General features: G+C 67.6%; 13 protein-coding genes and 1 pseudogene. 8 read left to right on the top strand and 6 right to left on the bottom strand.

Translation table 11 applies throughout. The features are described from left to right. Window positions 1–200: 200 nt before the first annotated feature. Window positions 201–686: a DUF4265 domain-containing protein gene (locus STRBO_RS0139260; protein WP_005482818.1), complete on the bottom strand. Its 486-nt coding sequence runs from the start codon at window positions 684–686 to the stop codon at window positions 201–203. Between the two features lie 442 nt (window positions 687–1,128). Next, the gene (locus STRBO_RS0139255; RefSeq protein WP_005482816.1) at window positions 1,129–1,485 is read right to left on the bottom strand and encodes a hypothetical protein; all 357 of its coding nucleotides are present in this window, start codon (window positions 1,483–1,485) and stop codon (window positions 1,129–1,131) included. Window positions 1,486–1,846: 361 nt separating this feature from the next. On the opposite strand from STRBO_RS0139255, the gene STRBO_RS0139250 reads away from it, so the two are divergent. After that, window positions 1,847–2,545, top strand: coding sequence for a DUF6534 domain-containing protein (locus STRBO_RS0139250; protein ID WP_005482815.1), 699 nt, complete (start codon window positions 1,847–1,849; stop codon window positions 2,543–2,545). Window positions 2,546–3,444: 899 nt separating this feature from the next. Next, window positions 3,445–4,011 carry a hypothetical protein gene (locus STRBO_RS43600; protein WP_158690977.1) on the top strand — a complete coding sequence of 189 codons (567 nt, stop codon included), beginning with the start codon at window positions 3,445–3,447 and terminating at the stop codon, window positions 4,009–4,011. Window positions 4,012–4,231: 220 nt separating this feature from the next. On the opposite strand, the gene STRBO_RS46135 is transcribed toward STRBO_RS43600, so the two are convergent. The 3 genes from STRBO_RS46135 to STRBO_RS0139240 form a co-directional block, all read right to left on the bottom strand. Continuing rightward, on the bottom strand, window positions 4,232–4,774 hold the full coding sequence (locus STRBO_RS46135; RefSeq protein ID WP_005482812.1) for an IS630 family transposase: 543 nt from the start codon (window positions 4,772–4,774) through the stop codon (window positions 4,232–4,234). 1 nt (window position 4,775) lies between these two features. Continuing rightward, window positions 4,776–5,291: a winged helix-turn-helix domain-containing protein gene (locus STRBO_RS46130; RefSeq protein ID WP_005482810.1), complete on the bottom strand. Its 516-nt coding sequence runs from the start codon at window positions 5,289–5,291 to the stop codon at window positions 4,776–4,778. A 588-nt stretch (window positions 5,292–5,879) separates the two neighbouring features. After that, window positions 5,880–6,095 (bottom strand): hypothetical protein, encoded by a 216-nt coding sequence (locus STRBO_RS0139240; protein ID WP_005482808.1) that lies wholly within the window; start codon window positions 6,093–6,095, stop codon window positions 5,880–5,882. 321 nt (window positions 6,096–6,416) lie between these two features. Between STRBO_RS0139240 and STRBO_RS0139235 the strand changes: the two genes are divergently transcribed. Beyond that, complete coding sequence (locus STRBO_RS0139235; protein ID WP_020115797.1) at window positions 6,417–6,626, top strand: antitoxin; 210 nt, start codon at window positions 6,417–6,419, stop codon at window positions 6,624–6,626. 34 nt (window positions 6,627–6,660) lie between these two features. Here the strand turns inward: STRBO_RS0139235 and STRBO_RS0139230 are convergent, their stop codons facing one another. After that, window positions 6,661–7,521: a bifunctional DNA primase/polymerase gene (locus STRBO_RS0139230; protein ID WP_005482804.1), complete on the bottom strand. Its 861-nt coding sequence runs from the start codon at window positions 7,519–7,521 to the stop codon at window positions 6,661–6,663. 175 nt (window positions 7,522–7,696) lie between these two features. Between STRBO_RS0139230 and STRBO_RS45300 the strand changes: the two are divergent. From STRBO_RS45300 to STRBO_RS0139210, 5 genes and pseudogenes are all read left to right on the top strand, one after another. Further along, window positions 7,697–7,928: pseudogene (locus STRBO_RS45300) on the top strand (hypothetical protein); the annotation flags it as partial. Between the two features lie 315 nt (window positions 7,929–8,243). After that, the gene (locus STRBO_RS0139225) at window positions 8,244–9,332 is read left to right on the top strand and encodes a bifunctional MaoC family dehydratase N-terminal/OB-fold nucleic acid binding domain-containing protein (RefSeq protein WP_005482802.1); all 1,089 of its coding nucleotides are present in this window, start codon (window positions 8,244–8,246) and stop codon (window positions 9,330–9,332) included. After that, a complete protein-coding gene (locus STRBO_RS0139220; protein ID WP_005482801.1) occupies window positions 9,329–9,742 on the top strand; it encodes a MaoC family dehydratase in 414 nt (137 codons plus the stop codon). Before STRBO_RS0139225 ends, STRBO_RS0139220 begins: the two co-directional genes overlap by 4 nt. After that, window positions 9,739–10,905, top strand: coding sequence for a lipid-transfer protein (locus tag STRBO_RS0139215; protein ID WP_005482800.1), 1,167 nt, complete (start codon window positions 9,739–9,741; stop codon window positions 10,903–10,905). The genes STRBO_RS0139220 and STRBO_RS0139215 overlap by 4 nt, the downstream gene beginning before the upstream one ends. Before the next feature lie 263 nt (window positions 10,906–11,168). Next, window positions 11,169–11,873: a SigE family RNA polymerase sigma factor gene (locus STRBO_RS0139210; protein ID WP_020115796.1), complete on the top strand. Its 705-nt coding sequence runs from the start codon at window positions 11,169–11,171 to the stop codon at window positions 11,871–11,873. Window positions 11,874–11,932: the final 59 nt, after the last annotated feature.

Genomic DNA, 11,932 nt, shown 5'->3' with positions numbered 1-11,932 from the left:
GGAGGGGGTGGTGACTCAAGGGGTTAGGCAAGATATGTCTTCTTGCCCTGGGTCTTGCCGGGGATGTTGGTGAGCTGGGTTTTCGCTGGTCGGGGACGATGGGATCGCGCTCCTGGTGGTCGTTGTTGGTCGTCATTGGTCACTGTTGAGCGGCCTCGGACGGCCCAGGGACGGCCCAGTCGTGAGTCACATGAACGGCGTCAGCCAGCGGACGTGGCTCGCCATTGCGCGGTGATGCACCCCTCTTCCATGTCCCACCACTCCTTGGCCACACCGTGCTTGAGGAGCCGTTGTACCTTGGCGAGATCGGCGGTGGGTGGGACGTACAGGGCGACCATGCGGAACCGTTCTATGCCCTCGCCGCAGACGCCGAGTTCGTGAAATGCGTTGAGCACGCTCTGCCGTGCGGCTCCCGAGCCGCTGTCACGGAGCACGATGAGGCGGATGGTGCAGTTCTCCGAACGCCGAACCACTTCGCCGGCCCATTGAACGCCTTCTTCGTCGGGCTCGGTAGCCACGATGTCCCCGCACGCGATGCCTCGAACGAACCACGGGATGTTGTCGAGCCGGACGGTTCCGTCGCCCTGGTCGACGGCCCACAGGCTCTCCACCGATGCCGGGGGCCAGTCGTCCTCGATCTCAAGCCGGAAGTGCACCTTCACGTACTGGCCTTCGGGGTTCGTCATGGTGCCCAGGATGCATAGTCCTGTTACTCCGGCCGCAGGTGGGTGACCTATGACGTCTGTTCAGAATTCGGTAACAGGTTGTCCTGTGCGTCAGCCGACGACAGCCAGCCACGATGGCGGGTGCGCCGACCGATCAGGCGCGCGTGTGTCTCGCTGCACCCTCACCGGCCTCAGCCACGCTGCCGGTGTCGTCGACCAGAGAAAGCTGCGCCGGCCGGGGTGTACGGAGAACTCGGTGCCCGCCTCTTCCAGGCCCTCAGCTTGGGAAGCTGTGAGCATTCGAGGCGGGTTCGGGTGCTGACCTGGGCGAAGGGCCGAGCTGTGGCCTCGTAGGGCTCGGCTGCTTCACCGTGGTTCCCCGCTGTTCCCCGCCTGATCTGGTGCGCTAGTGGTGCACCTCGTCTCCACCTTGCCCGGTCCGCTTATGGCCGCTGTGCCGGGCTTACAGGTCCAGGCGAGACTCGCCGTCGCCTCGCCTGAGAACGACGTGCGCTGGCCGGAACGGTAGACCGCGCAGAGTCGACTCCATGACCTTGAAAAGAGCATCGGCATCCGGTCCGTAGGCGTACACGACTGCTTCGCCCCCACCGAACTCGTTGCCGTCGACCTCCCCAACGTCAGCTGCCTCGACCGCGGCCGCCATCGCCTGCTCGGCTTCGTAGACCAGCTCCCGCTGGTCAGCCTCGCCGAAACCGCCACTGGCGAGCCGGAAGTGTGCGATGACGGCGTGCTCCTCATCCCCGCTCTCAGGGGCAATGGGTGTCTCCATGGCCGACACACTCTCATCGGCGTCTGACATCGGCACGAACCAGCTTCTTCGCCGACGTCACTACCCTCGTGCCTTGGTCGAGAACCGCCGTCCTGAACCTCGGCCGATGACAGTCAGCCACAGCAGCGAGGTTTTCCCGTTCCGGTCACCTCCGTGGGAAGGCGGTAGCACCAGGCACCTCAGGTGCGGAACACCGCAAGACTGCGGCCACCGCACGATCTTCGTTTGGCCACACCAGCAATCGATGATCACGCGGTGCCGTACACGTTCCAGACCCGGTGCGGCCGCACGATCGCGAACCACACTGAAGTGATTGGAGGCAGGGAACTGAGGGGCCACGAGAAGAGTCCATACTTACGGTAGCTGCACAACTACCCTGGGGGGGCGGGAAGTGGAACCTTGGCTCTTCGGAGCGGTCGTCTGCGTCGGCCTGATCGCGACAAGCTTCGCCATGTGGCTCGTCGTGCGCCGGATGCGTCCGACGAGCGTTGTCGTTGATCGAATCATCATCATCGGAGGGAACGCACTGGCGATTCTGACCGGTCTGATCTGTGCGGTCTTCCTACCTGGAGGGGACGGCGATTCGGCGGACCGCAAGCCCCCGGAGCCATCCAGGTCGCAGCTGGCACCCGAGCAGCCGACCGCTGAGGTGACCAGCTCGCCCTCCGCTTCCGAGTTGAACGCCGATGCAGTCCGACATGTCGACTTCGACAAGTTCGTCACGGGCGCCGACGAGATCACCATCGGAGACGGCAACAAGTTCGACCTCGACAGCGGCCGGCTGAACCAGGCAGACACCGACAATGATGTATGGCTGAGCTTTGCTTCTCTGCAGTACGGGAGGCAGCATCGAATGGACGATACAGTTCGCGTGGGATGGATCAATAACGATGATCTGCCCGACTGTGCCGGAAGGGCGGACTTCGGAGAAAAGCTGGGGCAGCGAATCTCCCTACACGACGAAGACTACGACTGGAAAACGCACAGCGTCTGCGTACGCACCACCTCCGGCCGGTGGATGCTGCTTCGTGTTCTGGAGGGCAACAAGGGAGCCGTGGGCCACCGCTTCCGCTATGGCCTGCTCCAGTGACTACCCACAGACTCGTTACTCAGTAGGTGCTGGGCCGCAGCATTCTCGGGGGAGAGCCCTGAGCTTGGGAAGCTCGAGTTTCTTGCCGGTGGCTTCCGGGCTGACCTGCGGTGGAGCGATGTTGGAGCCCTGGCCGTAGCTAGGGCCAGTCCTCGCTGTTCCCCGCAAGGTCTGGCACACGACTGGCACGGCCTCTTCGCCTCGTACGCCCCTTTGCAGAGCCGGGCCCCGAAGTGCCTGAGCCTCAGCCGACGAAAGCCAGCCACGACGGCGGGTGCGTCGACCGATCACGCGTGTGTCTCGATGTACCCCCACTGGCCTCAGCCACGTTGCTTCTTTTTTGGGGGCTGGTTGATTGCTGAATGCCGCTCGCTCAGTACAGCCACAACTGATCGTCGGCGGCCGTGACCTGCGGCTGTCTAATCGATCAACGTCCTGACCTGCTGCTGAGCTGTCGGTAGCTGTCGACGTTGGTCATCGTTGAGCGCCCTTCCACGGCCCGAGGACGGCCCGGGGGCGCTCCATGCCGGTCTGCTGATCACCGGTCTAGCTGACCAGTGAGACTGAAGAGGCCCACGGCTCTGACCAGTTCAGATGCGTGGGCCTTTGTCGTTGTTGGTCGGCGTCGGGGTGGCCTGGACGGCCCAGCGACGGGCCGGACTGAGCCTACGGATGTCGCCGGTTTTCCCAAATCGTTTGCACCGTCAGCGCCGTAGGCAGGGAGCGTAACTTAGCCGCCTCCGACCTCGTTGCCGCCGACCTTCCCGGCGTCGGCCTGTCGGTCGCCGTTGGTCGACGCCCTTGCCCGGCCTGGAGGCGACCCAGGAAGGTTGCTCAGCTCGTTCAGTGATTTACTGAAAGACTCTCCTGCGGAGTCGAAGAGCGTCATCATGTATGTCGTGAGCGAAGCGCTGATTGCAGCTATTGCGGCGTTGGTCGGGGGATTGGGTGGATCTCTAATCGGAGCACGGGCTGCGGTGCTGGCTGCACGTGCAGCGCGTGAGGCAGCTCGTGAAACGTCGGAGAATGCACGCTCGCTGGCTCAGGAGGAATGGTTTCGCGGTAAGCGCTATGAGATATATACGGAGGCTCTCGATGCCGCGCAGAAACTGTTGCAGGATATCTCTGGGGTCCGCTTAAATTCCCTTTCTGAGCAAGACGTTGAAAACGTTATGAGTCGTAACCAGTCTCTGATGATGGCGCTGGGCAAGATCGTCCTTGTTGGCCCGCCGCAAGTGATCTTGCTGGGCAAGCATCTGGCTGAATCAGCCACGTCGGCTGTGCAGGGACTGATGATGTTGAGGCCAGATGCTGCCGATCCGGCACGCACGGGACTGAGGGTTATAGAGCAGTATCAGCGCACGGAGCGGTTGGTCGTTGCGCGCACTCTGTTTGAGGAATGCGCGGGAGAGGTTATCAGGCGAACAAGGGAATTCCCTTTCTCTGCTGAAGAAAGTCGAGATTGATGCCTCGGCATGCCGCTTGTCGCCTTGGTTAGTTAGTGTCTAATCTTTGGGTTCCTCGGGGCACTCTGACTGCCCGATCGATCTACTTCCGAGGTCGGTGGAGCGGCTTTGGGCTGGAGCTGCTTTGGGGCGAGTGATCATGGCCCCGTAAGCTCATGGCGAGTCGGGCAGTCAGTGGACCTGCCCGTAAAGCACGACGTTGGGGCCATGATCTTATTGATCAGAAACTCAAAAGGTTCTCTTCGAGGGTGTAGCGGACGTGGGGGCCACCGAAGTAGCCGCGGACGATGTGGGGCTGGCGCTGGCGGCGGTGGAAGAACCTGCGGGTCTCGGCTGCGAGTTGGGCCTGGTTGCGGGCCTTGCTGCTCATGGGCAGGCTTCGTTTGAGGTCGGCGTTGACGAGTTCGTCGGGGTTCAGTTCGGGCGAGTACGAGGGCAGGAAGTGCAGCTCGATCCTGTCGGCGTGGTCGGTCAGCCATGTGCGGACCACGTGAGAGCGGTGTGCGGAGTGACCATCCACCACGAGGTGGATCTTGCGGTCGAAGTGGCCGATGAGCCGGTCGAGGAAGCGGCACATGACCTTCGCGTCGAAGGTCTCGGTGAACACCATGAAGTGCATCCGGCCCTTCGTACTGATCGCGGACATCGCATTCACGGAGAACCGGTTGCCGGTGCGGCGCACGACGGGGGTACGGCCCTTCTCGCCCCAGGTGCGGCCGGTGACCTGATCGGAACGGATGCCGACCTGGTCGGCGAACAGCACCTCACCTCCCGGCCCTCGCCGTCGCCCGGATCGCCGGCCATGTCACCTCCAGCCAGGTTCGCACCGCCTCCGGGTTCTGCTCGACCGCGCGCTTGTCGGGCCGCTGGAACGACAGTCCCCAGCGCCGCAGGTACTTGCCCACCCCGGGCTCGGTCATCCGCACCCGATACAGCTTCGCGATCAGCTCACCCACCTGACCACGCGTCCACAACTGGCCACGAAGACCCAGGTCACACGGCAGGTGATCCAAAATTGCCTGCCGCACCGCCGCCTGCTCGACCTCGGACAGCACCTGATGCTCACCCACGCGCCGCCCACGCGGACGCGCGGTCAGCGCCTCACGCCCACCGGCCTGCCACTTCGCCCACCAGCCGTCCACCGCCTTGAGCGAGACCTTGAACATCGCCGCGACATCCTCGCGGTCCCGCCCCTCCACCAGCGCGGCCACCGCCCGCAGTCGCAACGCTTCCTGCGCCGACGGCGACAACTGCCGTGCGTCCCCGACCAGTTCACTCACGCAGCATTCAACGACCCAGAACGCTTACCGTTTCGGATCAATAGGTCAGAATTGATGATTTGGAACTTGGGATGTCGTGCCGCTGATCAGGCAGGTCTGATGGTCGGTCCGGTCTCGGTGAGGAAGGCGTTTATTAGGTTGGCTACGGCACCGCGTGAGCCGCAGACCGCATCAGCAACCGCCCGCGCGTAGCCTCCCTCTAGAGGGATTTCGACGGGTGACCGCCGGGACCAATGCCTCGCCACGACTTGTGCGCCGCATCACCCTCCGTGGCCATCCTCTGGCCAGATTTCCTCCACCTTGTGGCACTGATCTTTGGGCGGTCTTGAAAACCGTCGTGGCGCGAGTCACCGTGGGTTCAAATCCCACACCCACCGCGTAGGTGAACGGCCCCTGACCAGGTCAATCGGTCGGGGGCCGTTCTCTTGCGCGTACTTCGTCAAACCACGGTGATTCCCCGTCAGTTGCCGGGGACCGAGCACGGCAGGGGCAGGGGCAGGGGCAGGGGCAGGGGCAGGGGCAGGGGCAGGGGCAGGGACACGGGCACAGGCACAGGCACGTTCTGATTCGTACCGCCGTGTGGCGTCGCTACGGCGAGGCATCCGGGCGTCGGCGCCCGGAGAGTCGGCGCCAGGCCACCAGGGTGTTGATCACGAGCAGGGCCGCTCCCAGCAGGGGCCAGCCCACGGATCCACCACCACGGTAGGTCGCAATGCCCGCCATCAGGGCTACGACGCCGATCACCGGGCCCATGAGGTCCATGACGGCGTCCAGGCGATCCGGGATCTTCGACAGGTTGGCCATGGCTTGATCGTGGCAGGCCAAGGCGGTAGCTGCCCAGAGTTGATAGGGATCTGTCTTCGTCGAGACAGCTCCTGGGAGCGCTCGCGGCGAAACATCGGGGTCAGGAGTCTGACGGTCGTCCCTCGGCCAGTCTGTCCTCGTCGGCCGTCCCGGTCGGCCGTCCCGTTCGTGCCGGGCCGAGCGGGCCAGGCGGCCGAGCGGGCTGACACGACGGATCGGCTGCTCCCCGAAGCTCGTGAGTCGTGGCGGGGCCACGAGATGCGGGGGCAGGGCGTGGCGCTGATTCTGGTGGGGACCGTGTGAATCGCGGAAGGAGTCGCCATGTCTGTGATGGACAAGCTCAAGCAGATGCTGAAGGGGCACGAGGAGCAGGCCGGGAAGGGTGTCGACAAGGGTGGTGACTACGTCGACGGCCGGACGCAGGGGAAGTACAGCGGGCAGGTCGACTCCGCGCAGGAGAGGCTCAGGCAGCAGCTGGGTTCGGAGCAGACAGGGCGGGGCGATGCCGGACGAGAGGAACCGCCCCGGTAGGGGGCCTGGAGCGTAGCCCCCGCGCGACCGAGGGCTACGCGCCCCGCCCCGACATCCGCGCCGCCGAAGCCACCGTCGAGCGGGCCTCCCGTTCCGTGAGGCCCGTGCGTACGGCTGCCTCGACCAGGGCGTTCGTGAGGTCGGGGCCCAGATTGTTCTCGTAGGCGCGGCAGGCGGCCCAGAAGAGGCGGGTGTTGCGCTGGCCCTCCTGGGCGGTCAGGACGAAGTGGACCAGACCGTGGCCGTGGTCGGTGGCCGTGCCGGCGGGGCCTGTGCGCGGCGGGGGCAGCAGGAGGCGGAGCAGGGCCGGCGGGCAGGAGGCCGGGGGGAGGTGTGAGGTGCCGGGGGCCGTGCCGTAGACGCCGTGGTCGGTGCGGGAGCCGGGGCCCACGAGGTAGCCGCCGGCGCCGCGGATGTCGATGCCGGGGGCCAGCCGGCTCGCGGAGTTGGGGACCACGACGTCGGGCGGGCCGGTGAGCCAGATGTGGCGTCCGCCGCTGGGGGTCAGCACGACGACCGTCTCGGGGATCGTGAAGAGGTGGCGCAGGGCCAGTTCACGCAGGGCCGCCGAGGAGTCCGTACCGGACTTCGTGTCGAGGTCGACGCCGATCAGATGGTGGGGGTGGAGGCCGCAGGCGATGCCGTAACCGGTGGCCCAGGGGGCGGCGGAGAAGAGTTCGCGGACGCGGCGGGGATCGGTGGAGGCGTCGTGCACGCCATGGCCGAAACGGCCGCACTCGCCGTGGCAGGGGCGGGGCCGGGGGTCGTCCCGGTGTGGGGAGCGCAGGGCAGGGAGTTTCGAACGGGAGAGGGGGATCACCGCCAGTCCGCGTTCGGCGGCGGAGAGGGCGTGTGCCAGGGCCAGGGTGCCGGCCTGCCGGTCTATGGTGGCCATGCCTCTATGTTCGTACGCATGTTCGATAAAGGGAAGAGTGGTTCGGGGTGTCCTTTCGGCCGTCGAGGGTGCGTTCGCGGGGCGGCCGGAAATGTGCCGGAACGCTTCGCCCCTTGCCCCGCCCGATCTTGCCGCCGCTCGGCGGGCTCGATATCGCTGAGCTGGGAGTTCCTTGATCCAAGCGGCCGACAACGGCTCGTTCGCGGACAGTGGAGCGAACGCCGGCGTGGCGGACATCGTCGGCAGCGGTGTCGGCCGCGACAACGACGGCAACTCGTCGACCTCGCAGCAGCAGGCGAACGGCTCGGGAGCCTCGAACCAGAACAACGTCGCCCAGGTCAACGGCTCCGGCCCTCACGGCCGTCGAGCAGAAGAACGCCGTCGTCGGCTTCACCGACCCCTGGTGAGCCGGTCGAGGGCGGGCCGGGGCCCGAGGGTGGGCGGATGTGGTCGCCCCGGCCCCTGAGGCTCCCGGTCCGACCCTCGGGTGCGGGATGTGGGACATGCGGGACATGTAGGGCATGGGCGACGTGTTCGTGGGGTGTGAGATGCCTGTGCGGCGGTGCTTCGGCGTCGCCGCACAGGCGTTTTCCGGTGGTTCCTCGGGCCGTTCGCGGCCGGATGTCGGTGCGCGGGGCGGGCTACGGCGACCTTGACAGGTGCGGCACCAGTTCCTTCAATCTGACGGGTAGTCAGAATTCTTCGGAGGGGGTGGTGGGACGGTGGCGGTGACCGAGGACCTGTCCGTACGGCTCAAGGCTTACGAGGGGCGCGCGGCCGTCCTCGGCGGCCGTGGCAAGGATCCCGTCAACTCGCCCATGATCCGGCACTGGTGCGAGGCGCTGGGGGACTCCAACCCCGCGTACACCGGGCCCGACGCCATCGCCCCGCCCACCATGCTGCAGGTGTGGACGATGGGGGGGCTGAGCGGGCACGAGGCCCGCTCGGCGGCGTACGACGAACTCCTGGCGCTGCTCGACGACGCCGGGTACACCTCCGTCGTCGCCACCGACTGCGAGCAGGAGTATCTGCGGGCGCTGCGGCCGGGGGACGAGATCACCTTCGACTCGGTCGTCGAGTCCGTCTCCGAGAGGAAGACCACCCGGCTCGGCACGGGGTACTTCGTCACGACCCGCATGGACGTGCGGGCCGGTGAGGAGGGCGACGAACTCGTCGGCACCCATCGCTTCCGGATCCTCAAGTACGCGCCGGCCAGGACACCCGCCGAGCGGGCCCCGGCCGACGCTCAGGGTGAGCAGGAGCGGCAGCACGAGCGGCAGCCCGAGCCCCGGCCCCGGGCCGGGGACGAGCGGCCCCGTGAACAACGGCCCCGGCGCCCCCGACCCGTCGTCAACCGGGACAACGCCGGGTTCTGGGAGGGCGTCGCGCGCCACCGCCTCCTCATCCAGCGCTGCGCCGACTGCGCCACGCTCCGCCTCCCGTGGCTGCCGGGCTGCAACGCGTGCGGTTCGCCCGAGTGGGACACCGTCGAGGCGAGCGGCGACGGCACGGTGTTCTCGTACGTCGTCATGCACCACCCGCCCTTCCCGGCCTTCGACCCGCCCTACGCCGTCGGACTGATCGAGCTGGCGGAAGGGGTGCGGATGGTCAGCAACGTCATCGGAGTGCCCTACGACAAGGTGCGGATCGGGATGTCCGTACGCCTCGAATTCGCTCGCTACGACGAGGAGTTGGAGTTGCCCGTGTTCCGCGCGGAAGAGACGGCTGAGACGGAGGAGGCGGCAGGCACGGAGGAGAGGGAGGAGAAGGAGGAGAAGGAGGAGACGGCTGAAGGGGTGGTGCGGGTATGAGGGCCCGGGTCGGGGACGGGCTGCCGTCGCTGGAGATCGAGATCACGCGCACGCTCGTCGTCGCGGGGGCGATCGCCTCGCGCGACTACCAGGACGTGCACCACGACCCCGAGTTGGCGCGGCGGCGCGGGTCGCCGGACGTGTTCATGAACATCCTGACGACGAACGGGCTGGTGGGCCGGTACGTCACCGATCACTTCGGTGCGACCGCCGTCCTCCGCAAGGTCGCCATCCGGCTCGGGGCACCCAACTACCCGGGGGACACGATGGTGTTGACCGGCACGGTCGAGGCGACGGACGGCCGTACCGCCACAGTCAGGATCATCGGCGAGAACGGCATCGGCCGACACGTCACCGGAACGGTCACGGTCACGCTCCCCGAAGCCCCCACGACAGGGGAAGTCGCATGAGCGTACGAACCAAGGACCGGCTCGGTGGTCGTGCCGCGATCGTCGGGATCGGCGCGACCGACTTCTCCAAGGACTCGGGCCGCAGTGAGCTGCGGCTGGCCGTGGAGGCGGTGCGGGCGGCGCTCGACGACGCGGGGCTGGCGCCGGCGGACGTGGACGGGATGGTGACGTTCACGATGGACACGAGTCCGGAGATCACGGTCGCGCAGGCGGCTGGCATCGGTGAGCTGTCCTTCTTCTCACGCGTCCACTACGGGGGCGGCGCCGCGTGCGCGACCGTCCAGCAGGCGGCGCTCGCGGTCGCGACGGGCGTGGCGGAGGTCGTGGTCTGCTACCGGGCGTTCAACGAGCGTTCGGGACGGCGGTTCGGGTCGGGCGTACGGCACCGGGAGCCGTCGGCGGAGGGCGTGGCGCTCGGCTGGACGCTCCCGTTCGGGCTGCTCACGCCCGCCTCCTGGGTCGCGATGGCGGCGCAGCGCTACCTGTACGCGTACGGGCTGACCCCCGAGGCGTTCGGACATGTGGCCGTCGTCGACCGGAAGTACGCGGCGACGAACCCGGCGGCGTACTTCCACGGCCGCCCCATCACCCTCGACGAGCACGCGGCCTCGCGCTGGATCGCCGAGCCGCTGCGGCTGCTGGACTGCTGCCAGGAGACGGACGGCGGCCAGGCGCTCATCGTGACCTCGGTGGAGCGCGCGCGGGATCTGCCGAAGCCGCCCGCCGTGGTCGTGGCGGCGGCGCAGGGGGCGGGCCGGGCGCAGCAGCAGATGACCGGCTTCTACGACGGCGATCTCACCGGGCTGCCGGAGATGGGCGTCGTCGCCCGCCAGCTCCGGCGGACCTCGGGGCTGGGCCCGGACGACATCGACGTGGGCATCCTGTACGACCACTTCACGCCGTTCGTGCTGATGCAGCTGGAGGAGTTCGGGTTCTGCGGGCCGGGGGAGGCCGCGGACTTCGTCGCCGAGGAACGGCTGCCGATCAACACCCATGGCGGGCAGCTCGGCGAGGCGTATCTGCACGGGATGAACGGCATCGCGGAGGCGGTACGGCAGTTGCGGGGCACCTCCGTGAACCAGGTTCCCGGCGCCGAGCGGGCGCTCGTCACCGCGGGCACCGGGGTGCCGACCTCGGGGTTGGTCCTGGGGAGGGACGGGTGAGGGGGCGGGATGTGACGGCTGAGGGGGTTTTCGGGCACCTCGGGGTCCGGTGCCGTACACCCTGGGCAGGTGATTCTCAGGGGTACACCCTCAGTACCTGGGGGCCGTTCATCCACCTTCAGTAGGTGGGGTCCGCCCCACTCCTACAACCTGAGGGGGATTCGCCTTCGGGACCTGCGGCCGATCCGCCGGGCGCGGCCCGCTCCTAGCGTGGAGCCATGACCACACCCGTCTGCACCAGCGCTTCGAAGGCCGCTGCACCAGTGTCGCGGACCCTGCCGACCCCGGCCCGGTCGACCCCGGCCCGGTCGACCCCGGCCCGGTCGACCGCGAGCCGGTCGACCGGGACCCGATCGACCTCGGTCCGTTCGGCCGCGGCCCGGGCGACCTCGGCTCTGTCGGGTCTGACGAACCTGTCGCTTCCGTCGTCGCACCCGACATCGCACCCGTCGTCGCACCCCTCGTCGCACGCGTCCTACCCGTCGTTCTCGGCGTACGTGAAGGCCCGCCAGCCGGTGCTGCTGCGGACCGCCCGCTCGCTCACCGCGAACCCGTGCGACGCCGAGGACCTGCTGCAGACCGCGCTGGCCAAGACGTACGTCGCCTGGGAGCGCATCGAGGACCACCGGGCCCTCGACGGGTATGTGCGCCGGGCGCTGCTGAACACCCGCACGTCCCAGTGGCGCAAGCGCAAGGTGGACGAGTTCGCGTGCGACGAGATGCCGGAGCCGGAGGGGGCCCAGGCCGCCGACCCGGCCGAGCAGCAGGCGCTGCACGACGCGATGTGGCGGGCGATCATGAAGCTGCCGGCGCGGCAGCGGGCCATGGTAGTCCTCAGGTACTACGAGGACCTGAGCGAGGTACAGACGGCGGAGGTCCTCGGGGTCTCGGTCGGCACCGTGAAGTCGGCGGTCTCGCGGGCGCTGGGCAAGCTGCGTGAGGATCCCGAGCTGGAACCCGTGCGCTGAGTCGTTCGTTGGCCGGTCAGGAACCCGGCCCGAGGACGGACGCGCGCGGCCCGACCCGG

The organism is Streptomyces bottropensis ATCC 25435, from assembly GCF_000383595.1.
GTDB classification, from domain to species: domain Bacteria; phylum Actinomycetota; class Actinomycetes; order Streptomycetales; family Streptomycetaceae; genus Streptomyces; species Streptomyces bottropensis.
The sequence above is the reverse complement of the archived record's forward strand: the minus strand, read 5'-3'. Positions and strand labels throughout refer to the sequence as shown.